Source organism: Streptomyces sp. NPDC001401, from assembly GCF_042895385.1.
Lineage (GTDB): Bacteria > Actinomycetota > Actinomycetes > Streptomycetales > Streptomycetaceae > Streptomyces.
This window is the reverse complement of record NZ_JBIAWI010000005.1, coordinates 55,825-77,885: the sequence shown is the minus strand read 5'-3', so window position 1 is coordinate 77,885 and position 22,061 is coordinate 55,825. Positions and strand designations below refer to the sequence as shown.

20 protein-coding genes are annotated in these 22,061 nt (G+C 71.2%); 12 read left to right on the top strand and 8 right to left on the bottom strand.

Annotated features, from left to right (window positions below; genetic code table 11):
* Positions 1 to 122: 122 nt before the first annotated feature.
* Positions 123 to 716 carry a hypothetical protein gene (locus ACFY10_RS18785; protein ID WP_390666254.1) on the top strand — a complete coding sequence of 198 codons (594 nt, stop codon included), beginning with the start codon at positions 123 to 125 and terminating at the stop codon, positions 714 to 716.
* An 8-nt stretch (positions 717 to 724) separates the two neighbouring features.
* Here the strand turns inward: ACFY10_RS18785 and ACFY10_RS18780 are convergent, their stop codons facing one another.
* From ACFY10_RS18780 to ACFY10_RS18760, 5 genes are all read right to left on the bottom strand, one after another.
* Complete coding sequence (locus ACFY10_RS18780; RefSeq protein ID WP_390666253.1) at positions 725 to 1,099, bottom strand: hypothetical protein; 375 nt, start codon at positions 1,097 to 1,099, stop codon at positions 725 to 727.
* 20 nt (positions 1,100 to 1,119) lie between these two features.
* The gene (locus tag ACFY10_RS18775; protein WP_390666252.1) at positions 1,120 to 1,662 is read right to left on the bottom strand and encodes a roadblock/LC7 domain-containing protein; all 543 of its coding nucleotides are present in this window, start codon (positions 1,660 to 1,662) and stop codon (positions 1,120 to 1,122) included.
* A gap of 13 nt (positions 1,663 to 1,675) precedes the next feature.
* Positions 1,676 to 2,506, bottom strand: a complete 831-nt coding sequence (locus ACFY10_RS18770) for a transcriptional regulator (protein WP_390666251.1) — start codon at positions 2,504 to 2,506, stop codon at positions 1,676 to 1,678.
* Positions 2,503 to 2,910: a hypothetical protein gene (locus ACFY10_RS18765; RefSeq protein WP_390666250.1), complete on the bottom strand. Its 408-nt coding sequence runs from the start codon at positions 2,908 to 2,910 to the stop codon at positions 2,503 to 2,505. Before ACFY10_RS18765 ends, ACFY10_RS18770 begins: the two co-directional genes overlap by 4 nt.
* Positions 2,911 to 3,080: 170 nt before the next feature.
* Complete coding sequence (locus tag ACFY10_RS18760) at positions 3,081 to 4,505, bottom strand: diaminopimelate decarboxylase (RefSeq protein WP_390666249.1); 1,425 nt, start codon at positions 4,503 to 4,505, stop codon at positions 3,081 to 3,083.
* A gap of 99 nt (positions 4,506 to 4,604) precedes the next feature.
* Here ACFY10_RS18760 and hutU point away from each other — a divergent pair, with 99 nt between their 5' ends.
* The 4 genes from hutU to hutI all read left to right on the top strand — a co-directional run bounded on the left by hutU (position 4,605) and on the right by hutI (position 10,412).
* A complete protein-coding gene (gene hutU / locus ACFY10_RS18755; protein WP_390666248.1) occupies positions 4,605 to 6,269 on the top strand; it encodes a urocanate hydratase in 1,665 nt (554 codons plus the stop codon).
* A gap of 356 nt (positions 6,270 to 6,625) precedes the next feature.
* A complete protein-coding gene (locus ACFY10_RS18750) occupies positions 6,626 to 7,828 on the top strand; it encodes an allantoate amidohydrolase (protein ID WP_390666247.1) in 1,203 nt (400 codons plus the stop codon).
* The gene (locus tag ACFY10_RS18745) at positions 7,825 to 9,186 is read left to right on the top strand and encodes a formimidoylglutamate deiminase (protein ID WP_390666246.1); all 1,362 of its coding nucleotides are present in this window, start codon (positions 7,825 to 7,827) and stop codon (positions 9,184 to 9,186) included. Before ACFY10_RS18750 ends, ACFY10_RS18745 begins: the two co-directional genes overlap by 4 nt.
* Positions 9,187 to 9,239: 53 nt before the next feature.
* Positions 9,240 to 10,412: an imidazolonepropionase gene (hutI, locus tag ACFY10_RS18740; protein ID WP_390666245.1), complete on the top strand. Its 1,173-nt coding sequence runs from the start codon at positions 9,240 to 9,242 to the stop codon at positions 10,410 to 10,412.
* Here the strand turns inward: hutI and ACFY10_RS18735 are convergent, their stop codons facing one another.
* Together ACFY10_RS18735 and ACFY10_RS18730 are read right to left on the bottom strand one after the other, a co-directional pair.
* On the bottom strand, positions 10,413 to 11,999 hold the full coding sequence (locus tag ACFY10_RS18735) for a ricin-type beta-trefoil lectin domain protein (protein ID WP_390666244.1): 1,587 nt from the start codon (positions 11,997 to 11,999) through the stop codon (positions 10,413 to 10,415). It lies immediately after the preceding gene.
* Positions 12,000 to 12,208: 209 nt separating this feature from the next.
* Positions 12,209 to 13,147: an RNA polymerase sigma factor SigF gene (locus tag ACFY10_RS18730; protein WP_390666243.1), complete on the bottom strand. Its 939-nt coding sequence runs from the start codon at positions 13,145 to 13,147 to the stop codon at positions 12,209 to 12,211.
* 242 nt (positions 13,148 to 13,389) lie between these two features.
* Between ACFY10_RS18730 and ACFY10_RS18725 the strand changes: the two genes are divergently transcribed.
* The 7 genes from ACFY10_RS18725 to ACFY10_RS18695 all read left to right on the top strand — a co-directional run bounded on the left by ACFY10_RS18725 (position 13,390) and on the right by ACFY10_RS18695 (position 20,393).
* Positions 13,390 to 13,767 carry an STAS domain-containing protein gene (locus ACFY10_RS18725; protein WP_390666728.1) on the top strand — a complete coding sequence of 126 codons (378 nt, stop codon included), beginning with the start codon at positions 13,390 to 13,392 and terminating at the stop codon, positions 13,765 to 13,767.
* 261 nt (positions 13,768 to 14,028) lie between these two features.
* Positions 14,029 to 14,556 carry an ATP-binding protein gene (locus ACFY10_RS18720; RefSeq protein WP_390666242.1) on the top strand — a complete coding sequence of 176 codons (528 nt, stop codon included), beginning with the start codon at positions 14,029 to 14,031 and terminating at the stop codon, positions 14,554 to 14,556.
* 332 nt (positions 14,557 to 14,888) lie between these two features.
* A complete protein-coding gene (gene serS / locus ACFY10_RS18715; protein WP_390666241.1) occupies positions 14,889 to 16,157 on the top strand; it encodes a serine--tRNA ligase in 1,269 nt (422 codons plus the stop codon).
* Between the two features lie 177 nt (positions 16,158 to 16,334).
* Positions 16,335 to 17,015, top strand: coding sequence for an LPXTG cell wall anchor domain-containing protein (locus ACFY10_RS18710; protein WP_390666240.1), 681 nt, complete (start codon positions 16,335 to 16,337; stop codon positions 17,013 to 17,015).
* Positions 17,016 to 17,179: 164 nt separating this feature from the next.
* Positions 17,180 to 18,007, top strand: a complete 828-nt coding sequence (locus tag ACFY10_RS18705; protein ID WP_390666239.1) for a hypothetical protein — start codon at positions 17,180 to 17,182, stop codon at positions 18,005 to 18,007.
* Positions 18,004 to 19,080 carry a hypothetical protein gene (locus ACFY10_RS18700; protein ID WP_390666238.1) on the top strand — a complete coding sequence of 359 codons (1,077 nt, stop codon included), beginning with the start codon at positions 18,004 to 18,006 and terminating at the stop codon, positions 19,078 to 19,080. Before ACFY10_RS18705 ends, ACFY10_RS18700 begins: the two co-directional genes overlap by 4 nt.
* Positions 19,077 to 20,393: a hypothetical protein gene (locus ACFY10_RS18695; RefSeq protein ID WP_390666237.1), complete on the top strand. Its 1,317-nt coding sequence runs from the start codon at positions 19,077 to 19,079 to the stop codon at positions 20,391 to 20,393. The genes ACFY10_RS18700 and ACFY10_RS18695 overlap by 4 nt, the downstream gene beginning before the upstream one ends.
* A gap of 101 nt (positions 20,394 to 20,494) precedes the next feature.
* Here ACFY10_RS18695 and ACFY10_RS18690 read toward each other — a convergent pair whose 3' ends face one another.
* Positions 20,495 to 21,994, bottom strand: a complete 1,500-nt coding sequence (locus ACFY10_RS18690) for a peptide MFS transporter (protein WP_390666236.1) — start codon at positions 21,992 to 21,994, stop codon at positions 20,495 to 20,497.
* Between the last annotated feature and the right edge of the window lie 67 nt (positions 21,995 to 22,061).

Genomic DNA, 22,061 nt, shown 5'->3' with positions numbered 1-22,061 from the left:
GAGACGGCTGTCCGTGCAGTGAGACGGCTTTCCGTGCAGTGCGGCCGCTTTAAGGCTCGTCTCACTTTCGCTCACTAGCCTGCGCCGCCGGAGGACTGTGCCGTAGGGCGAGGAGGCGGAACGTGGCACGCGGAGAGGGCAGAGCTCAAGGTCTGGTTCGGGTGGCCGTCGTCGTACGGGCCGGAGCCGCACCGCTGTGGTGGGCCGGGGTGTTCGCGGCGGGTGTCGGGGTGCTGGTGCCGGGGGTCACGGGGCGGCGGGTCGGTGTCATGGCCGGTGCCGCGCTGTTCATCGTCGCGGCGGCCGTGGTGTCGTACGCCCGCCGCAAGCGGTACACCGCTCTCGCCCGCTCGGCCGCCCGCGCGGGCAAGCACGACGTGCTCCAGGACCGTGCGGTGAGCGTGCGCAACTGGCGCCGCGGGCACCGCTGGTGGCTGCTGCTCGCCTTCGTGGTCGCGCTCGGGGGCTCCTTCGCCGTGCCCGCGGCGGGCGGCATGCTGCTCGCCGGCTGCGGCACCGGGCTGCGGCTGAAGGCCGCCTGGCTCGGGCGGCGCGAACGGGCCCACGACGCCCTGCTGTGGGTGCGGGTCGACTGGCTCGCCGGGAACGGCGGCCGACCGGCCGGCAAGGCGGTCAGGGCCTACCGCAGCACGGGCATCGCGGCGGGCGACGCGGCCCCGGGCGGGGCGCGCCGCCGCACCGCGGCGCTCGTGTAGCGGGGCGGTCAGACCTCGAGGTCCTCCTCGATCTTCTTCAGCTGGTGGCGGGCCATCGCCAGGTTGGACCTCTTGATGTCGAGGACCAGATACAGGAAGAGGCCGTTGCCGCCGCGGCCGCTGATCAGCCGGATCAGGTGGTACTGGTCGGTCAGGGTGATCAGGATGTCCTCGATCTGGCCCTTGAGCCCGAGGTGCTCCATGGTGCGCATCTTGGCGCGCACGACATCGGTGTTGCCGGCAGCGGCGACGTTGAGGTCGAAGCTCTTGCTGCCGCCCATCGTGCCCAGCGCCATGCCGCTGGTGTAGTCGACGAGCGCGACGCCGGTGGCGCCCTCGATGGAGGCGAGCGCCTCTTTCAGTGCGGTTTCGGTATTGGCCATGACTGTGCTCCTCGGTCCTTTCAACTTTCCGTGGTGGTACGCGCGTTGGTGGTTGTGGTGCGTGGTGCGCGCGGGGTTCTGGTCCGTGTGGCGGCCGTCTTGGCGGCCGGTTTGGCGTCGGGTGGGGCCGGTTTGGTCTCTGGTTTGGTCTCCGGTTCGGGATCCGGCTTGGCGGCCTGCTTCGCGGGTCCCGTACGGCTGTCCGCGAGTTCGCCGATGCGGGCGGCCGCGCGGCGGCCCTCCAGGAGGAGCCGGCCGAGGTTCACCCGGTCCTGGGCGAGCAGGGTCAGCACGGCGCCGCCGCCCGCCGCGTACGTCGACGCGTAGCCGTACATGCCGCGGACGAGCAGTTCCTGGAACTCGCCCTGGCCCGTCGCGTCCGCCAGCTTCTTGGCGGCCCCGTGCGCGGTCGCGGAGAGCGCGGCCATGGCGTCGGGGTCGACACCGGGGGTGTCCTGGGCGATGACGCGCCCGTCGACGCCGCTCACCAGGGCCCCGGTGAGCTGGGGGACGCGGGCTCTCAGACGGCGCAGCTCGTCGAGCACGTGGGGGTCGGCTGCCATCCGGTGTCTCCTCTCAAAGGGCCTCCAGCGCATCTCTGAGCCTCTTCAGCAGGGTGATGTGGGGATCGAGCGACAACTCCGCGGTGGCTGCTGAGGCCGCGTCGCCGGACGGGGGTTCGCGCCCTGTGTGCGGCGCCACGAGGCCTGCCGCCGTCAGCCGCCGTACGTCCACCAGGGTGTGGAACGCCAGATGGCCCAGTTCCCGGGCGATCTCCGTGGCTCTGCTGGCGCCGTTCACCCGCGCCAGCACCGTCCGCTGGCGTCGGGTGAGGGCGGGGGCCGCCACCGGGTCGGCGCGGATCAGCGGGGCCTCGTCCGCGGCCGGGTCCGGCCAGATGCGGTGCAGGAGGTCGCGGCGGCGCAGCGTCTCGCGCTCCAGGGCAGCCACCGGCACGGGGTGGACGGGGCCGAGCCAGTGGGTGGCGCCGTAGCGGAAGCGGCCCGGGGTGCTGCTCGGGGCGAGGGCGAAGTACGCGGCGTCGTACAGGGCCGCCAGGTGGCACACCTCCAGCGCGCCGGCGGTGACGCCGCCGCTGTCGACCAGGTGGCGGCCGACACGGTGGGCCTCGCCCGCCTCCGTCCGCGCCTGCTGCCAGGCCTCGGGGGTGAGTGTGCCGTGGGCCATGAGGAGGGTGTCGAGGCCGGGGGCGTACGGGCTCTCGGCGTGCACGACCAGGCCGTCGGCGAGGTGGAGCGTGCCGCGCTCCCGGACCAGCACTCCGGTGGCCCGCTCGGCGGCGAGCCGCGTCAGCATCGGCGAGACACCGCCCCACCCCCGCTCGCCGGCCGCCGTCTTGTTGCGCACGGGCAGGCGCGGGGGCTCGGTCATCCGGACGGTGGTCATGCCAGCACCAGCCGTTCGGCCATCTCGCCCAGCCGGATGCGGGCCAGGGCGAGGTTGCCCTCCGCGCGGGCCAGCCACAGGTGCAGGAACACGCTGCCGTCGAAGGACGCCCCCACGAACCGCAGTACGTGATAGCTGTCCCGGTTGCTGACGATCAGGTCCTCGACCGGTGGATCGGCGTCGGCGGCCGCACCGTCGTCGGGATCGTCGTCGGGCGCGAACGCGTGCTGCTCGGCGGCCAGCCGGGCGATCTCGGAGACCTCCACCGCCGCCGTCTCCTGGTCCCCGCCCGGGGACTCGCCCACCGTGCCCAGGGCCAGCCCGCTGGTCCAGTCGATCAGCGCTGCGCCCCGCGCACCGGGCAGTCGCATCGCTTCCAGCAGGCACTCGTCGATTCCGGGCACCGTTGTTCCCCTCCCGCCTCGGGGTTCGGCTGAGTGACGCCGAAACTACGCAACGTGTGCGTGAGGGGTGAGGGATCTGGCATTTTCCGGTGGAACATGCTCCGGGGGACTAAGGTGGGTCGACTTGCCTTGGTTTCACGCCAGTTGAGCAGCAGAGCCACCGGGGTGCGTCAACGGCTGTCGGGCGCCCGGAGGGTGGTGAGCGAGGCCGCGTGCGCCCCTCCCGACTCGGCCACGATCTCGTCCAGACTCTGCGACTCGCGGACCGTGGCGAAGGCGACGCCACCGGCGCCGTCCGGGGCGAAGCCGTAGATCCCGGGCCGGGCAAGGGAGTTGTAGGCGTAGTGGTGCGCGAAATAGTACGCACCCGTGTCCAGCGCCGCCGCGTAGTCCCCCTGCTCCAGCAGCGGCAGCGCACGCCCCTCGGCGAGCAGATCACCGGCGAAGCAGGCCGGCCCGGCGACGTCCTGCACGACGGCCGGCCCCTCCTTGGGGCGCCCCTTCTCGTCGTACGCGGCGATCCGCAGCGGCCAGGCCTCCGGCACGTACACCGTCCGCGTGGCCACCTGCACGCCCGCGTGCGTCACCGCGACCGGCCGCCCGCCCGCGCTCTTGGCGTACTCCACCCGGGCCACCACCGTGCCGTGCTTGGCCAGCAGCGACCGCCCGAACTCGGTGACCAGCCCGTACCGCCCGCCGAACAGCCCCGGCACCGCCTCGCTCAGCAGCCGCGCGTACTGCGCGTACGTCGGTGTCGTCCCGTCCGAGCCGAAGTTCACCGGCAGCCCGCCGCCGATGTCGAGCGTGTCGATCTGCGGGCGCCCGAGCCGCCGGTTGATCTCCTCGGCGAGCGCGTACGTCTCGGCCACGCCCTGCACCATCAGCGAGAGCGGAATGCCCTGGGACCCGGTGTGCGCATGCAGCCGCGTCAGCCACGGTCGGTCCGCGTACGCCCCCACGACCCACTCGCGCGCCCCCTCGTCCCGCAGCGCCACCCCGAACTTCGAGGTCGCCGTCGCGGTCGACGTCGCCTCGATGGAACCCCCACCGACCTGCGGGTTCACCCGGATCCCGAGCGGCGAACGGCTGGTCGCCGACCGCATCAGGCCGTCGATACGCTCGAGCTCCTGCGGATTGTCCGCGTTGACGGCGATCCCCAGCGCCAGCGCCTCGCGCAGCTCGGCCGGCGTCTTCGCGGGCGAGTCCAGGACCGTACGGTTCGGCGGCACCCCCGCGGCCCGCGCCAGTGCCAGCTCGCCCGGGCTTGCGACCTCCGCGCCGATCCCCTCCGTGCGCAGCAGGCGCAGCACCGGCACCAGCGGCGTCGCCTTCACCGCGAAGGCGTGCAGCACGGGCGTCCCGGGCGCCGTGACCGTGTCGAACGCCGCCCGCAGCTCGGCCGCCGTCTCCCGGATGCCGGTGACGTCGAGCAGCCCCACGATGGGGGTGCCGGGCCCCAGCAGCCCCTGTTCCACGGCGGCCCGCACCGCGTCGTCACGCCGGGCCGCCCGCTCGGCCCCGTCCTCGTCCCCGTACCTGCCGTCCACCACATCCCCCGTTCCTCGCCGTCCGCGCCTGTACATCCAGCCAAACATCTGCGGCGGGCCCACGCTGGCCCACGGATGTATTGACTAGTTCTATTCAGGACGTCAGGATGTGAATAACGGCAGCAACAATCCGCTAGGAGGCAGACCATGTCAGGACCCCGCCCCGTACGAGCGCCGCGCGGTACGGAACTGAGTGCCCTGGGATGGCAGCAGGAAGCCGCCCTGCGGATGCTGCAGAACAACCTCGACCCGGAGGTCGCCGAGCACCCCGACAAGCTCGTCGTCTACGGCGGCACGGGCAAGGCGGCCCGCGACTGGCGCTCCTTCGACGCGATGGTGCGGACGCTGAAGGGGCTGAAGCAGGACGAGACCATGCTCGTCCAGTCCGGCCGCCCGGTCGGCGTCATGCAGACCCACGAGTGGGCCCCGCGCGTCCTCATCGCCAACTCCAACCTGGTCGGCGACTGGGCCAACTGGGAGGAGTTCCGCCGCCTGGAGGCCCTCGGCCTGACCATGTACGGCCAGATGACCGCCGGCTCCTGGATCTACATCGGCACCCAGGGCATCCTCCAGGGCACCTACGAGACCTTCGCCGCCGTCGCCGCGAAGAAGTTCAACGGCACCCTCGCCGGGACCATCACCCTCACCGCCGGCCTCGGCGGCATGGGCGGCGCCCAGCCCCTCGCCGTGACCATGAACGACGGCGTCGCCATCTGTATCGACTGCGACCCGCGTGCCATCGAGCGCCGCATCGAGCACCGGTACCTGGACGTCAAGGCCGACAGCCTGGAGCACGCCCTCCAGCTCGCGGTCGAGGCCCGCGACGCGCGCCGCCCGCTCTCCATCGGCCTGCTGGGCAACGCCGCGGAGCTGCTGCCGCGCATGCTCGCCGAGGGCGCCCCCGTCGACATCGTCACCGACCAGACCTCCGCGCACGACCCGCTGTCGTACCTGCCGCTGGGTGTCGACTTCGACGACATGGCGGACGCCGCCGCCAAGGACCCGGCCGGCTTCACCACCCGTGCCCGGGAGTCCATGGCCAAGCACGTCGAGGCGATGGTCGGCTTCATGGACGCCGGTGCGGAGGTCTTCGACTACGGCAACTCGATCCGCGGCGAGGCCCAACTCGCCGGGTACGAGCGGGCGTTCGCCTTCCCGGGCTTTGTGCCCGCGTACATCCGGCCGCTGTTCTGCGAGGGCAAGGGCCCCTTCCGCTGGGCTGCCCTGTCGGGTGAGGCGTCCGACATCGCGAAGACCGACAAGGCGATCCTGGATCTCTTCCCGGAGAACGAGTCCCTCGCCCGCTGGATCAAGATGGCAGGGGAGCGGGTCCACTTCCAGGGTCTGCCCGCGCGTATCTGCTGGCTCGGCTACGGCGAGCGGGACAAGGCCGGCGAGCGGTTCAACGACATGGTGGCCTCCGGTGAGCTTGCGGCGCCGCTGGCCATCGGGCGCGACCACCTCGACTGCGGCTCCGTCGCCTCGCCCTACCGCGAGACCGAGGCCATGCTCGACGGCTCGGACGCGATCGCGGACTGGCCGCTGCTGAATGCCATGGTCAACGTGGCTTCCGGTGCGTCGTGGGTTTCCATTCACCATGGTGGTGGCGTGGGTATGGGGCGGTCCATTCACGCGGGGCAGGTTTCTGTTGCCGACGGCACGAAGCTCGCCGGCGAGAAGATCCGGCGCGTCCTCACCAACGACCCCGGTATGGGCGTCATCCGGCATGTGGATGCCGGGTACGACATCGCGGAGTCGGTTGCCGGTGAGCGGGGTGTGCGGGTTCCTATGCGCGAGGGTGACGACGCGTGACCCTTCCGGGAGATGAGCGGGGCGGCAACCGTCCGGTCGGGGCTGAGGTCTCGTCGCCGGCTGCGGGTTCGGCTGTGCCCACCCGTTCCGCCCTGCGGAACGACTGCCCACAGCCTGGACGGCCTGACGCCGCACAGCCTGGTGGGGCTGACGCCGCACAGCCTGGTCGGGCTGATGTCTCGCAGCTTGGTGGGGCTGACGCCGCACAGCTTGGTCGGGCTGGCGCCTCGCAGCCTGGTCGGAGTGGCGCCTCGCAGCCTGGACGGGCTGACGCCGTACAGGCCGGTCGGGGTGGCGCCTCGCAGCCTGGGCGGGGTGGTGTTTCGCAGGCTGTTGGTGGCAGTTCGTTCCACTCCATGTGGCGTGAGCTGCTTCCCGTCGGGCGGCACCGCGACTCCCATGGCTACCGTCGGTTCGCCTGGACCGGGGCCGATAGCGAATGCCGGGCCTGGTTCAAGGAGCAGGCCGAGGGGCGCGGGCTGGGCTACGAGGTCGACCGGAACGGGAACCAGTGGGCCTGGCTCGGGGATCCGGGCGCCGGGGACGCCGTCGTCACGGGGTCGCATCTCGACTCCGTGCCCGACGGGGGTGCCTTCGACGGCCCCCTCGGCGTCGTGTCCTCCTTCGCCGCGCTCGATGAACTCCGCGGCAGGAACGCGCAGTTCAGCAAGCCGCTCGCCATCGTCAACTTCGGTGACGAGGAGGGCGCCCGGTTCGGGCTCGCCTGTGTGGGGTCCCGGCTCACCGCCGGGCAGCTCACCGTCGAGCAGGCGCACAAACTGACCGACGGGGACGGCATCACGCTGCCCAAGGCCATGGAGGCCGCCGGATACGACCCCGAGGCCATCGGGGCGGACCCGGAGCGCCTCGCCCGTATCGGTGCCTTCGTCGAGCTGCACGTCGAGCAGGGGCGGGCGCTGGACCTGTCCGGCGACCGCGTCGGCATCGCCAGTGCCATCTGGCCGCACGGGCGCTGGCGCTTCGACTTCCGCGGGGAGGCCAACCACGCGGGCACGACCCGTCTCGTCGACCGGCGCGACCCCATGCTGTCGTACGCCGAGACCGTGCTCGCCGCCCGCCGGGAGGCCGAACTCGCCGGTGCCGTCGCCACCTTCGGCAAGATCGCCGTCGAGCCGAACGGCGTCAACGCCATCCCGTCGCTCGTGCGCGGCTGGCTCGACTCCCGCGCCGAGGACCAGACCACTCTCGACACCGTCGTCAGCGGCATCGAGAAGGCCGCCCGTGAGTACGCCGAGGCACACGGCATCGACCTGGACGTCGTCCGTGAGTCCTTCACGCCCGTCGTCGAGTTCGACCACGCGCTGCGTGACGAACTCGCCCATATCCTCGGCAAGCACACCGACATCACGGTCCCCGTCCTGGGTACCGGTGCCGGACACGACGCCGGAATCCTCTCCGGGAGCATCCCGACCGCCATGCTGTTCGTGCGCAACCCCACGGGTGTCTCGCACTCCCCGGCCGAGTTCGCCGACGAGGACGACTGCGTGGCCGGGGTGCTCGCACTCGCCGACGTACTGGAAGGGCTGGCCTGCAGGTGACGCACTCCCACACGCGGACGTACTGGCTGGAGCACGCCTGGCTCGACACCCATGTCGAGCCAGGGGTGGCCGTCGAGGTTGCGGACGGCCGCATCACCGCCGTCCGCACGGACGTGCCCACCCCGCCCCCCGGCGCCGAGATCCTGCGCGGACTGACGCTCCCGGGGCTGGCGAACGCCCACTCGCACGCCTTCCACCGCGCCCTGCGCGGCACCGTCCAGGTCGGTTCCGGCACCTTCTGGACCTGGCGCGAGGTCATGTACTCGTTCGCCGACAAACTGACCCCGGAGACGTACCACGCACTCGCCCGCGCCGTGTACGCCGAGATGGCACTGGCAGGCGTCACCTCCGTCGGCGAGTTCCACTACGTCCACCACGCGCCCGGCGGCACCCGCTACGCCGACCCCAACGCCATGGGCGAGGCCCTCATCGCGGCCGCCGCCGACGCCGGCATCCGCATCACCCTCCTCGATACCGTCTACCTCTCCTCCGGCATCTCGAACAGGCCCGGTGGCGAGCCGCCCAACACCCACCAGCTGCGCTTCTCCGACGGCAGCGCGGAGGCCTGGGCCGAACGCTGTTCAGTTCTCAAGGAACGGGATCACGCGCGGATCGGTGCGGCGATTCATTCCGTACGGGCCGTGCCCGCCGACCAGTTGGCGACCGTGGCGCGGTGGGCCGAGGAGCGGCGGGCCCCGCTCCATGTGCACCTGTCGGAGCAGACCGCCGAGAACGAGGCGTGCCTGGATGTCCACGGGTGCACCCCGACGCAGCTCCTCGCCCTGCACGGGGTGCTCGGCCCGCGCACCACCGGCGTCCACAACACCCACCTCACCGCCGAGGACATCTCCCTCATCGGCGGTTCCGGCACCGGCACCTGCATGTGCCCGACGACCGAGCGGGACCTCGCGGACGGCATCGGGCCGGCCGTCGCCCTGCAGAACGAGGGCTCCCCGCTCTCCCTCGGCTCCGACAGCCACGCCGTCATCGACCTGCTCGAAGAGGCACGCGCGATGGAGCTGAACGAGCGCCTGCGCACCCGCACCCGCGGCCACTGGACCGCCGCCGCCCTGCTGCGCGCCGCCTCCGCAGACGGTCACGCGGCCCTCGGCTGGGACGAGGCGGGCACGATCGAGCAAGGCGCTCTCGCCGACCTCACGACGATCGCGCTCGACTCCGTCAGGACGGCAGGCCCGCTGCCCAGGCTCGGCGCCGAGACCGCCGTATTCGCCGCGACCGCGGCGGACGTACGGCACACGATCGTGGGCGGTCGGCACGTCGTACGTGACGGCGCGCATGCGCTCGTACCGGATGTGCCGCAGGCCCTCGCGCAGGCCGTCGAGGACCTGCGCTCGTAAAGACCGTCGAACCCGTCCAACCAGCCGCCCGACGCCCCCACGAGGACACGACGATGAGCAGCACCGTCATCACCAACATCGCCACGCTGGTCACCAACGACCCCTCCCTCGGTGACGGCTCCCCCCTCGGCCTGATCCAGGACGCGGCGCTCGTCATCGACGGCGACCGTGTCGCGTGGACCGGTGAATCAAGCAAAGCACCCGCCACTGACAACCGGGTCGACGCCGGTGGCCGCGCGGTCCTCCCCGGCTTCGTGGACTCGCACTCCCACCTGGTCTTCGCGGGCGACCGGACGCAGGAGTTCAACGCCCGGATGTCCGGGCGGTCGTACAGCGCGGGCGGCATCCGTACGACGGTGGCGGCGACCCGCGCGGCCACGGACGCCGAACTCGAGGCCAACCTCACCCGCTACCTCGCCGAGGCGCTCCGCCAGGGCACGACGACCTTCGAGACGAAGTCCGGCTACGGCCTGACCACCGAGGACGAGTCCCGCGCCCTGCGCATCGCCGCCGCGCACACCGACGAGGTCACCTACCTCGGCGCCCACATCGTGTCCCCCGACTACGCCGACGACCCCGCCGGCTACGTCGCCCTGGTCACCGGCGAGATGCTCGACGCCTGTGCGCCGTACGCCCGTTGGATCGACGTCTTCTGCGAGAAGGGCGCCTTCGACGGCGACCAGGCCCGCGCGATCCTCACCGCAGGCAAGGCCAGGGGCCTGCACCCCCGCATCCACGCCAACCAGCTCTCCTACGGCCCCGGCGTGCAGCTGGCGGTCGAGCTCGACGCAGCGAGCGCCGACCACTGCACCCACCTCACGGACGCGGACGTCGACGCGCTCGCCAACAGCGGTACGGTCGCCACCCTCCTCCCCGGCGCCGAGTTCTCCACCCGCGCACAGTGGCCGAACGCCCGCCGTCTCCTCGACGCAGGCGCCACGGTCGCCCTCTCCACCGACTGCAACCCGGGCTCGTCCTTCACCTCCTCCGTCCCCTTCTGCATCGCCCTCGCGGTACGGGACATGGGGATGACCCCGGACGAGGCGGTGTGGTCGGCGACGGCGGGCGGCGCCCGGGCCCTGCGCCGGGACGACATCGGCCGCCTGAGCCCCGGCGCATACGCGGACCTCATCGCCCTCGACGCCCCGAGCCACGTACACCTCGCCTATCGGCCGGGTGTGCCGCTGGTCACCGGGGTGTGGCGGCGAGGCGTGCAGGAAGCCTGATCAGGAAGCCCCTGCCCGCCACCGCTGCTCGGCGCCCCCGCTCAACGGCCGCAGCGACAGACCGTCGCCGCCGTACGGCGTCAGCGCGGTCTCGATGGCGATCGCCGGGCGGATCACCCCGTCGGCATCCACCGTGAACCTGAGGTTCTGGCCGTTGCCGCTGTACACCGAGCTGCACTCCCAGATGCCCACGCCCCTGTCCACATCGCCCCGGCTGTCCAGGCAGAAGTCCGGGTCGGCATACGACTGCACGACCCCGCGCGCGGAGTCGACCCGCCAGCGCTGTGTGCGGGACGAGGAGCAGGGGGCTGTGATGACGTCCGTGCCCTTCTCGAAGTCGCCGTCGCGGACGTCCAGGCACAGGCCCGAACTCACGTTGACCACCTGGGCGTAGGTGCCGTTCGGGGCGTGCGTGGGGGAGGGCTTGGGCGACGGCCGTGCCGACTTGGAAGCCGACTTCGAAGGAGAGGGGCTTTTCGGATGCGTCCGAGTCGGGGTGGGAGTCGGGGACGGGGATGGTGACCTGTTCGTCGCCGACGGCAATGGGATGGCCGACAGCGTCGGCGTCGGCGGCGTACTGACCGCGCCCGCCTCCTGCTGCGACGGCGAAGGCGACGAACCGCCCTGCGACAGCAGGAACACCAGCAGGGGTGTCAGGGCCACCCCGAGGGCCACCGAGGTCAACAGGACGCGGCGGGAGAGCGGCCAAGTCGCCGGGATCGCAAGGGTCTTGGGGCGTGCGGAGGCGCGTGTACGGGCCTTGGGGTGCGGGGAGGCCGCGTCGCGCGTGGCGTATGCCGTGCCCGCCCATGGCAGCAGGCCCTCGGCGAGTGCGGTGCGCGGGGCGTCGCGGAGGGCGGACAGCTCCTCGTAGGCCGCCGTGCAGTGGGCGCAGTGCACCATATGCGCGCGTAGATCGCTGCTGCTGCGAGGGTTGTCGGGCCGTACCGACTCCTCGATGAGCCGGCTGAAGTTGCCGCAGCGGGGGTCGTCGGAGGCGGCCAGACGGGTGCGCAGACAGGCCTGGCCCATGGTCTGGAGGGCGAAGGCGGTCTCGTGGGCGACGTCCTCGCGGGTCAGGCCCAGCAGGACGGCCGTCCGCTCCTCCGCTTCGCGCTCCACGACGCCGTACCAGAGCAGGCCCTGTGCCCGGGACGGGAGGGACTGGAAGGCGGCCAGCATGGGTGGGGTGGGGCCGTCGGAGGCCGCCGTGCTCAGGACGAGCAGCAGGCCGGGGTCGAGGCCGCCCGCCCGTTCGTCGGCAGCCCAGGATGCCGCCAACCGGCCCGTCAGCAGCAGGAGCTGCAGCCGTAGCGGGACGAGCGGCTCGGCACCGCGTGCGGTCTGACGGGCCGCCAGGCTGAAGGCCTGCGTGGCCAGTTGCCCGGCGGCGGACTCGCTCGCCGTGCACAGGCGGGCGTAGGAGAGGACCGCGGGCTGGTGGCGGGTGCGGACCTCCTGCAGGGCCGGGTAGGCGGTGGCGGTGCTGGTGCGCAGCAGTTCCACGAGGCGTCCGTCGGACGTGTTCACGTGAATCCCGCCGCCTGTCTCGGGGATCCCGCTTCCGGTCCGGTCGGCCCGAGCCATCGCCACCCGCCTCCTTGCACCCTTGCGGCCCGCCCGGAGCTCTGCCGTACCGGCGGGTATGGGGGCCCATAGTGATGGATGTAAACCTCTGGGGAAAGAGTTTCTGTGGGTAACCCAGGGAAAGCCGGAGCGCGGTGTGCCCGGCAGGCAGCCGGGCACACCGCGCTCAGAAACGCTCAGAAACACTCACCGGGAGACCGGAAGAGGCGTCACTCCTCGAGTGTCAGCCCCTTGCGCAGCCGCACCAGCGTCCGCGACAGCAGCCGCGACACATGCATCTGCGAGATGCCGAGCTCTTCGCCTATCTCCGACTGGGTCAGGCCCGCGACGAAGCGCAGGGAGAGGATCTTCCGGTCCCGGGGCGGGAGTTCGGCGATCAGCGGTTTCAACGACTCGACGTACTCGATGCCTTCGAGTCCGTGGTCCTCGTACCCGATCCGGTCCGCCAGGGCGCCCTCGGCGTCGTCCTCCTCGGGCTGGGCGTCCAGCGAGGAGGCGGTGTAGGCGTTCGACGCCGCCATGCCCTCGACGACCTCGTCCTTCGTCAGCTCCAGGCGCTCTGCGAGCTCCGCCACCGTCGGCGCCCGGTCGAGCTTCTGGGCCAGCTCGTCGCCGGCCTTGGCCAGGTCGAGCCGGAGCTCCTGCAGCCTGCGCGGTACGCGCACGGACCACGAGGTGTCGCGGAAGAAGCGCTTGATCTCGCCGACGATGGTCGGCATCGCGAACGTGGGGAACTCGACGCCCCGGGCCAGCTCGAACCGGTCGATCGCCTTGATCAGGCCGATCGTGCCGACCTGGATGATGTCCTCCATCGGCTCGCTGCGGGAGCGAAAGCGGGAGGCGGCGAACTTGACCAGCGCGAGGTTGAGTTCGACGAGGGTGTTACGGACGTACGAGTATTCGTGCGTGCCTTCCTCGAGGGACTCAAGGCGCTCGAAGAGGGTCTTGGAGAGCGCTCGCGCGTCCACCGGTCCCACTTCGTCGTACGGGGGGATCTCCGGAAGGCCTGCCAGCCCGGTGAGTCCGGCGAGCGCCTCTGGGTCGCTGCTCTCGATTGTCTCGATGGGATCCAGATGTTCCGGAGGGGATGCCGACGTCGCCTCCTGGGTATGCGATGCGTCGAGCCGGGGTGACATGATGTCCTCCATCGTTCTCGGCATATGTATGGCTGCCGAAGCCAGCGCGTGCACGTGCAGTGTGCGGCGCCTCCAAAGCCGGCCGTGTCGGTTACGTATCCCTACTAGCCCTACCCGCTTTACCGCGCCCACCGCAAGTGCGTTCTGTGGTGATATGTCCGTTTGTGGGCGGTTGTTCGGGTGTCGGAGAGTGTGAGGAAGGCGTAGTGTTCGAGGGCGTGAGTCAGCAGCCACGACGTCGGGAGAAAGACGGCATGGACCGCGGGACGGTCGGCAGCGCACAGTCTGGCCGGCTACTGGTGGAGGTCAGGGAAGAGGGCTCCAGCGCCGTCGTGACCCCGGTGGGTGAGTTGGATCACCACACCGCCGATCTGTTGCGTGAGCCACTCGAGGAATGCCTCGCCAAGGGATTCAGCCGGCTGGTGGTGGACTGCTCACGGCTGGAGTTCTGCGACTCCACCGGACTCAATGTGCTGCTCGGCGCGCGCCTGAAGGCGGAGGCCGCGGGGGGCGGGGTGCATCTCGCGGGGATGCAGCCCGTGGTGGCGCGCGTCTTCGAGATCACCGGGGCGGAAGCGGTCTTCACCGTCCATGACACGCTCGAAGCGGCCCTGGCCGATGAAACCGGCTGAGTCCGGCTGAGCCCGGCCGTCGCTCCCGAGCCTGTGTCCTGTCCCACTCACCCCTGTGTGACCGGCACTTTCCGGGCGTCACGCGCTCCGGGCCGAATACGGGGGTGTTCTGCCGGTTCGGTCGGGCAGAAGACATCCTGTCGGCAGGCACATCCTGAACATGTCGGCAGCAACTTGTCGACGGCACAGCGACGGATCCACCGTCGATGTACGTACTGACTCTTGAATCTTGAACTGGTGAATCGGTGAGGTGAAGCGCTGATGAGCACCACCCGGCCTTACTCGCCGGGCGACCGCGGCCCGGAGCCCGGCGGCGCTACCGGGGCGTCCGAGGGCGACGAGGCCCCGTCGTCGGCTGCGCCCGCGTCGTCCCGGGGCGGCGGCCAGGTCCGCAGGCTGAACTTCGACGGCGAGAGCGGCGTCGTCCCGCTCGCTCGCGACTTCGCCCGCCAGGCGCTGTACGCGTGGGGCTGGCTGCCCGCCGCCACCGCCGACCAGCGGGCCGCCGCGGAGGACGTGCTGCTCGTCGTCTCCGAGCTGGTCACCAACGCCTGTCTGCACGCCGAGGGCCCGGACGAGCTGTGGATCGCCTGCGACAACAAGGTGATCCGCATCGAGGTCTCGGACAAGGGATCGGGCCAGCCGGCCCCCCGCACCCCGCACCGCGCGGGCCGCCCCGGCGGGCACGGCATGTTCATCGTGCAGCGGCTCTGTCTGGACTGGGGCGTCGTACGGACGCCGGGAGTGGCCGGCAAGACCGTGTGGGCGGAGCTGGGCGCCCCGGCGTAATTCGTTTCCGCTGGTCGGACACGCCCTCTACGCTCGTCTGCAACGCGCTGACGGAGCCAAGTAGCCGAGGTCCACGCGAGCCGAGAGAGCTGCCCGCAGCTGTGAGGGCGGCCTCGCGTTCCGAGGCGAATCCACTCCCGAGTGCGGGGAGGAAATGCCCCGCCGGCCGGCCCCCGTCATCAGGCCGGAACGAGACCGTCGTACGGCCGTGAGATGCGTACGTACGGCGGTGAAGGCGTGGTGGCACCGCGAGCACCCTCTCGCCCACGCCCCGAGGGACCACCCCCGGGGCGGCGCGTGCCGCTCCGGCAGAACCGGACGGAGCGCGCACCATGCTCGACGTCACCCTCATCCGACAGCACCCCGACACGGTCCGCGACGCCCTGCGCAAGCGCGCCGTGGACGCCGACATTCCGGCCTTCCTCGCCCTGGACGCCGCCTTCCGCGAGGCCCGGACGGCCGTGGAGCGGCTGCGCGGCGAGCGTCGGCGCATCTCGGCGGACATCGCCGTACGACGGGGGGCCGGTGAGGCCGCCGAGGAGCTCCAGGCCGAGGCCAGGGCCCTGGCCGGCCGGCTGGCGGAGGCGGAGGCCGGGCTCGACCGGCTCGCACGGCAGCACCAGGACTTCCTCGACGCCCTGCCCAACCTCCCGGACGACGACGTCGTCGCGGGCGGCAAGGAGAACAACCAGGTCGTACGGACGGTCGGCGACCCGCCCGCCTTCGGCTTCGCGGCCAAGGACCACGTCCGGCTCGCCGAGGAGCTCGGCCTGATCGACTACAAGCGAGGCACGGCCCTCGCCGGCAACGGCTACTGGATCTACCGCGGCGAAGGAGCCGCCCTGGAGTGGGCGCTGCTCAACCACTTCCTCGACGCACACCGCCGCGCGGGTTACGAGTTCGTGCTGCCGCCGCACCTGCTCACGTACGAGGCCGGGTATACGGCAGGGCAGTTCCCGAAGTTCGCCGACGAGGTCTTCCGGGTGGACGAGCACTTCCTCCTCCCCACCGCCGAGACCGCCCTGGTCAACCTGCACCGCGGCGAGACTCTCGACGAGCGCGGGCTGCCGCTGAAGTACGTCGCCTACACGCCCTGTTACCGCAAGGAGAGCGGCGGCTACCGCACCGCGGAGCGGGGCACGCTGCGCGGTCACCAGTTCAACAAGGTCGAGCTGTTCCAGTACACGCGCCCCGAGGACTCGGACGCCGCCCAGCTCGAACTGCTCACCCGCGCCGAGGAGTTGGTCGCCGGGCTCGGCCTGCACTACCGCGTTACCAAACTCGCCGCCGAGGACACCAGCCCCGCCCAGGCCAAGACCTACGACGTCGAGGTGTGGCTGCCGAGCCTGGGCGGGTACGCCGAGGTCAGCTCGGTGTCGAACGCCCGCGACTACCAGGCCCGGCGCGGCGCCATCCGCTATCGCCCGCAGGGCGGCGGCAAACCGGCCTTCGTGCACACCCTCAACGCCTCGGGCCTCGCCACCAGCCGCCTGTTGCCCGCGCTCCTGGAACAGCATCAGCGGGCGGACGGGACGGTGGCCGTACCGGAGGTGCTGCGGCGGTACGGCCTGCCGGAGGTGTTGGGCATGGCCCGACCCTGAGTTACCGCGGGTCACACTCTCCACTCCAACCCCCTCCCGTGCGCGCCGGATCCCCACAACTCCGGCGCGCACCTTCTCTTCCCTCCTCAAGGCCCCGGGCGTACCTTGACGGCCGAATCTGATGTGCCGTCAGGAAATTGCAGAGGGACTCGAAGATCTCGAAGAGGGAGCGGAACCGTGTCGTACCGGAATCGAACCGCCGCGCTCGCGTCCGCCGCGGCCCTGGCCGGCTCGGCGGTGCTGCTCGCCGCCCCCGCAGCCGAGGCCAAGGTCGTCGACGTCAACTACCAGTGCAAGACGCCGATCGGGAACAAGAGCGCCGTCTCGCCCATCGACATCAAGGGCGTCAAGAGCGGCAGCGGCTACAAGCTCACCATGTCCTGGCAGAAGGGCGTCTCCTCCAGCCCGGTCGAACTGGGCAAGGGCGCGATGAACCCGAGCGCCACCATCAAGCTGGGCGGCGCCGACAGCGGCACCGTGTCCGTCTCCGGCCCCGCCAACCAGGCGGCGATTCCGGCCAACACCCCGATCAAAATCAACGACTTGACGGGCACGTACACCCCGAGGAAGACCGGCAGCGTCACCTTCACGCCGGGCATCCTCACCATCAAGGCGCTCGGTACGACGACCACGTGCACGCCGTCGAACAACCCGGGCCCGGCACTCACCCTCGACGTGACGGCCGCGAGTGGCTCCGCCGGCAACAGCCAGAGCGGCGCGGACTCGGGGGGTTCCCTCCCGCAGACCGGCCCCGACGATTCGGCGATCGCCCTTGGCACGCTCGGCGGCACGGTGCTCCTCGCCGGAGCGGCGGGCGCGCTGTGGCTGACTCGGCGGAATCAGGCGGTTCGCCGCTAGGCGCTCCGCGGGGTGGAGCCGCGATGGGCCGTCGGTTGTCTGCGGCTCCGTTGTGGCTGGTCGCGCCCACGCGGCGGAGCCGCAAATCGATACAGCCCGCGCCCCTTAAGGGGCGCTGCACTCGACCGTCGATACCTGTGCCGCACGACCACTGGAGCCGCTGGATGCCATCTGCCGCCCGTGTCCTGTTCGTGTCCCTCCTGCTCGTGCTGACCGCTGCCCCGGTGGCCTCGGCCGCCGACGGCTGGTCACTCGCGCCCTCCGGCGGCGGACGGTCGTCCATCTACGCCGAGGGCGCGCCCGGGGCGGTTCTGCAGGACACGGTGTCCGTGGTCAACCGGAGCGGGCGGGCGGTCACGGTACGGCTGGGCGGCACCGGCGTCCCGGTCACCTTCGCCGCCGACCGGGTACGGGTGCCCGCCCGCACCCGCGCCGACGTCCCCTTCACGGTGAGCGCGCGCGACGACCGCGCGGGCGAGATCGTCGCCCGCGACCAGGACGGCCGCAGGGCCACGGTCCCGGTCCGTCTGCGGGTGGGCGGACCGGCACTGTCCGCGCTGACCGTCGAGCACGTCGTCGTACACGCCGACCGCATCACGTACGACCTGGTCAACCGTGGTACGACCACCCTTGTACCGAGCCTCGCCGTACATGCGGACGGCGTCTTCGGCCCGGTCCTCGACCGCCCTTCGCGCGCCCTGCCGATCCGCTTCGCCCCCGGCCGCCGCCTGCATCTCACCGAACCCTGGCCGGGCCACCCCGCCCTGGACTCGGTCGACGTCCGGCTGACCGTGACGGCGACGGGCGGCGCGCACGACTCGGCCGGGGCATCGGCGCGGTTCGTGCCGTGGGGTGCGGTGACGGGGGCCGCGGGTGCGGTGGCGGCAGGGGGTGCGCTGCTTCTCGTACGACGTCGCAGGCGCCGTACGACCGACGGCGAGGCGCTCGAACCCCCGCGTACGGAAGTCGAGTTGACGGGAGCGGTGACGTGAACGGCAAGCTGCGGATCACGGTGTTGCCGGCGGTGCTCGCGCTGCTCCTGCTGCCCCTGGCGGGCATGGCTTCGGCGGACGGACCGGCCGTCAAGCTCTCCAAGTCCCAGGCCGGTACGGGCGGTTCGATCACCGTCAGCGGCAGCGGCTGGCGTTCGCACGCCCTGCTGATGGTGCTGGTCTGCGGACAGTCGACGCCGTCGCGGGGCGTGATCGGCGGCACCAACTCCTGCGCCAACGCGGACGGAAGGGCCGTCACCACCGATGCCAAGGGCCGCTTCAGCAAGAAACTGCCGGTCGCCGAACCGCCGGTGCCCTGCCCGTGCGTGGTGCACGTGGCGACCGTCGAGGGCGCGAAGGCACAGGCGGACGCCGTCTTCCAGGTGGCCGGGCACGCCGTCGAGCCACTCCCCGCCGAACCGTCCGGCGGGCGCCTGTCGGTCCTCACGGACACCCGGCTCGACGGATCGAGCGGTCTGCTCACCTGGTTCGGCGCGCCGCCCTCGCGCACCCTCGTCTTCACCGTCGGCAACGCCGGCACCACCGCGATCAAGAACCCGGTCTTCCAACTCGGCACCTCCCACGGCGTGTTCGCCCCGCAGTGGGAGGACCAGCAGTGGCGCGGCACCATCGCACCCGGCAAGAAGGCACAGCTCAGGCTCCCCGTCGAACTCACGGCGGGCGCGCACGGCGACTACACCGTCTCCCTCAAGTACGACGGGAAGGTCCTCGCCGAGCAGACCTGGGGCGTGGGCCGCCCCTGGGGCGTGACCCTGTTCTGGCTCCTGGTCTGCCTGGTCGTGCCGGCCGCGGTGTTCCGTGCCGGGATGGCGGTCGTGGACCGGGTACGGCCGCGCCGCGCCGGCGGCCTCCGGCACCGGGGGCTGCGCCTGCCCGAACTCGCCCTGCGCATGCCGAAGTTCAGCACCCGGGCGGAAGAAGCGCCCGCCTCCACTTCGACCCTGCCGTGGTTCACCCCGGACTCCGATCCGGGCACGGCCGGTCGGCTCTCCGCACCGCATGACGACAGCCCGACGAGTCCTACGACTCCCACCAGGAAGGGACCCCCGTGAGAAAGCGCAGGAGAGTCACACCGGTCGGCAGCGGGAGAGCGGGTGCGGCGGGCGCCGCGCTGGTACTGGGCTCGGCAGGTGTCCTGCTGGGCCTGGCCGCCGGGCCCGCGCAGGCCGCGGAGGTGTCGTTCGCGACGCACTGCGTGCCGCCCGCTGGTATCACCCCCGTCGACGGCACGACGAAGGTCGAGATCACCGCGCCGGCCACGGCCAAGGTGGGCGACACGGTGGACGTCGTATGGAAGTTCGTCCAGGCCGCCTCCAAGAACCCGGACATCATCGACCTGCCCGCGAACTCGGTCCAGCCCTCCGGGGTGCTGAAGGCGGCCGGCGCCCAGGCCGCCGCCATCGCGATGCAGGGGGCGCGGGAGAACCCGGCCATCCCCAAGGGCGGCGCCATGGTGCTGTCCGACATGAAGGGCACCCTGAAGCTGACGACACCGGGCGAGGTGACGCTGACGCCGGACGCGTACACCGTCAATGCCATGTCGACGGACACCAAGTGCACGCCGACGGAGACGGTGCAGAAGGCGGCGACGATCGAGGTGTCGCCGGGCGGCGGAAGCTCGTCGACTACGACACCGGACCCGACGGACTCGGCGTCGCAGCCACCCTCGTCCTCGCCCTCCGACACGGCGAGTGCGTCGGCCTCCGCGTCCGCGAGTGACGGCACCGGAAGCGACCAGACCGACTTCACCGGCAAGGAAGTCGACATCCCGTACACCTGCCAGTCGCCCATCGGCGAGAAGAAGGCGACCTCGCCCATCCAGATCAACGCCAAGAAGGACGGCGGCAGTTTCGACCTCACCGTGCAGTTCAAGAAGTCGGTGATGGACAGCCCGGCCGACATCCCCAAGGGCTCGGTCAAGCCGTCGATGGAGGTGGTCCTGGGCGGCGCCGACAAGGGCACGGTGCACGTCGAAGGCCCGACGAACTCCAAGGACATCAAGTCCGGCGACCCGATAGAGATCCCCGACCTCACCGGCACCTACAAGCCGGGCGCGGACGGAAAGTCGACCCTCTCCCCGGGCGTCCTGACCATCAACGCCCTGGGCACGACGACCACGTGCAAGCCCGACAGGACCGAGGTCTCCCTGACCCTGGACACGACGCAGCAGGCGAGCGGGGCGTCGGGCGGCTCGTCGACGTCCGGCGGCTCCTCCTCGACCGGCGGCAGCAGCGGCGCGGGCGGCCTGGCCGCAACGGGTTCGAGCGACCACGGCGCCCTGAAGGCCCTGGGCCTGGTGGCGGGCACGGCGATCCTGCTGGGCGGCGCGGTGTTCACGTTCATGCCGGGGCGGCGGACGCGCTGACCGGCGTAAGAAGTTCACGGGAGAGCCCTTGAGCGCACGAGAGGGGCGGTCCGGGTCTTCCCGGACCGCCCCTCTCGCATGTGTGGGCCGAGGCCCTCGGATCAGTGCACGTCACCCATGAGCTTGATGACCTTCTTGCGGTAGGCGACGAAGCCGAGACCGCCGAGCGCCGCGATGGCGCCCTGGATGGCGAACGAGGTCGTCGACAGGAACGCGTCCCCGATGACGAGCTGCGTCAGCGCGGCCAGGCAGTCGCCGGCGGTGACCGCGAGGAAGAACAGACCCATCATCTGGCTCGCGTACTTCTGCGGCGCCAGCTTGGTGGTGACCGACAGGCCGACGGGGGACAGGCACAGCTCGGCCACCGTCTGGATCAGGTACACGGAGCACAGCCACAGCGGGGTGACCTTGGCGTCGCCGGAGGCGCCCATCGCCAGCATCATCACGCCGAAGGAGACACCGATGCCGATCAGACCGAGGGCGAACTTCACCGTGGTGCTCGGGTTGCGCTGCCCCAGCTTGATCCACACGGCCGCGACCACGGGCGCGAGGGCGATGACGAAGAGCGGGTTCAGCGACTGGAACCAGCTGGCCGGGAAGCTGAAGCCCCACAGCTTGTTCGCGGTGTGGTCGCTCGCGAACAGCGTCAGCGTGGAACCGGACTGGTCGTAGATCATCCAGAAGACCGCGGCGACGACGAAGAACCACACGAAGCCCGAGATCTTGGACTTCTCGTCCGCCGTCAGCTCCTTGTCCCGGCGCATGCGGGTGAAGAAGAAGGCGGGCAGCGCCAGACCCAGCAGGGACAGCGGCCACAGGACCCAGTTGATGGTGAACGAGCCGGTGGCGGTCACGATGCCGTAGAAGACCGCGGCGGCCGCGGCCCACAGGCCCGCCTTCTTCAGCAGGGCGGCCTTCTCGGCGGTGTCCACCGGCCGCGGCACCTGGTTGCTGATCGGGCTCAGGTGGCGGGTGCCGAGCAGGTACTGGGTCAGGCCCAGCGCCATGCCCACGCCCGCGAGCGCGAAGCCGAAGTGCCAGTTGGTGGCGTCGGCGACCCAGCCGATGAGCAGCGGGGCGACGAAGGCGCCCAGGTTGATGCCCATGTAGAAGACGGTGAAGGCGCCGTCGCGGCGGGCGTCGTTGCGGTCCGGGTAGAGGTGACCGACCATCGTGGAGATGTTGGCCTTCAGCAGACCCGAGCCCACGGCGATGAAGACGAGGCCGACGAAGAAGGACGCCTTGACCGGTACGGCGAGCAGGAAGTGCCCGATCATGATGATCGTGCCGGCGACCGCCACGGTCTTGCGCGGACCCCAGAGACGGTCACCGATCCAGCCGCCGGGCATGGCCAGCAGGTAGACGGTGGCGTTGTACACCGAGTAGACCGCCGCGCCGGTGGCGGCTGCGAATGCGAGCCCGCCCTTGGACGCCGGGGCGACCAAGTACAGGACGAGCAGGGCCCTCATGCCGTAGAAGCTGAATCGCTCCCACATCTCGGTCATGAAGAGGGTGGCCAGACCGCGAGGGTGGCCGAAGAAGGTCTTCTCGGAACCGGGGGTGCCCGGGCGGACCGAGTCCTTCGTCAGGCTGGACGCCATGGTCGTTCCTTGCTGTGCTGGTGGGGGTTTACCGCACACAAAAGAGACCTTCGGCGTCAAGTGGTCG

What these genes read in the sequence shown, in the direction of transcription:
- ACFY10_RS18780 (WP_390666253.1), bottom strand. Translation starts at nt 1,099, where the DNA reads ATGGCCAATACCGAAACCGCACTGAAAGAGGCGCTCGCCTCCATCGAG.
- ACFY10_RS18775 (WP_390666252.1), bottom strand. Translation starts at nt 1,662, where the DNA reads ATGGCAGCCGACCCCCACGTGCTCGACGAGCTGCGCCGTCTGAGAGCC.
- ACFY10_RS18770 (WP_390666251.1), bottom strand. Translation starts at nt 2,506, where the DNA reads ATGACCACCGTCCGGATGACCGAGCCCCCGCGCCTGCCCGTGCGCAAC.
- ACFY10_RS18760 (WP_390666249.1), bottom strand. Translation starts at nt 4,505, where the DNA reads ATGTTTGGCTGGATGTACAGGCGCGGACGGCGAGGAACGGGGGATGTG.
- hutU (WP_390666248.1), top strand. Translation starts at nt 4,605, where the DNA reads ATGTCAGGACCCCGCCCCGTACGAGCGCCGCGCGGTACGGAACTGAGT.
- ACFY10_RS18750 (WP_390666247.1), top strand. Translation starts at nt 6,626, where the DNA reads ATGTGGCGTGAGCTGCTTCCCGTCGGGCGGCACCGCGACTCCCATGGC.
- hutI (WP_390666245.1), top strand. Translation starts at nt 9,240, where the DNA reads ATGAGCAGCACCGTCATCACCAACATCGCCACGCTGGTCACCAACGAC.
- ACFY10_RS18735 (WP_390666244.1), bottom strand. Translation starts at nt 11,999, where the DNA reads ATGGCTCGGGCCGACCGGACCGGAAGCGGGATCCCCGAGACAGGCGGC.
- ACFY10_RS18730 (WP_390666243.1), bottom strand. Translation starts at nt 13,147, where the DNA reads ATGGAGGACATCATGTCACCCCGGCTCGACGCATCGCATACCCAGGAG.
- ACFY10_RS18725 (WP_390666728.1), top strand. Translation starts at nt 13,390, where the DNA reads ATGGACCGCGGGACGGTCGGCAGCGCACAGTCTGGCCGGCTACTGGTG.
- ACFY10_RS18720 (WP_390666242.1), top strand. Translation starts at nt 14,029, where the DNA reads ATGAGCACCACCCGGCCTTACTCGCCGGGCGACCGCGGCCCGGAGCCC.
- serS (WP_390666241.1), top strand. Translation starts at nt 14,889, where the DNA reads ATGCTCGACGTCACCCTCATCCGACAGCACCCCGACACGGTCCGCGAC.
- ACFY10_RS18705 (WP_390666239.1), top strand. Translation starts at nt 17,180, where the DNA reads ATGCCATCTGCCGCCCGTGTCCTGTTCGTGTCCCTCCTGCTCGTGCTG.
- ACFY10_RS18690 (WP_390666236.1), bottom strand. Translation starts at nt 21,994, where the DNA reads ATGGCGTCCAGCCTGACGAAGGACTCGGTCCGCCCGGGCACCCCCGGT.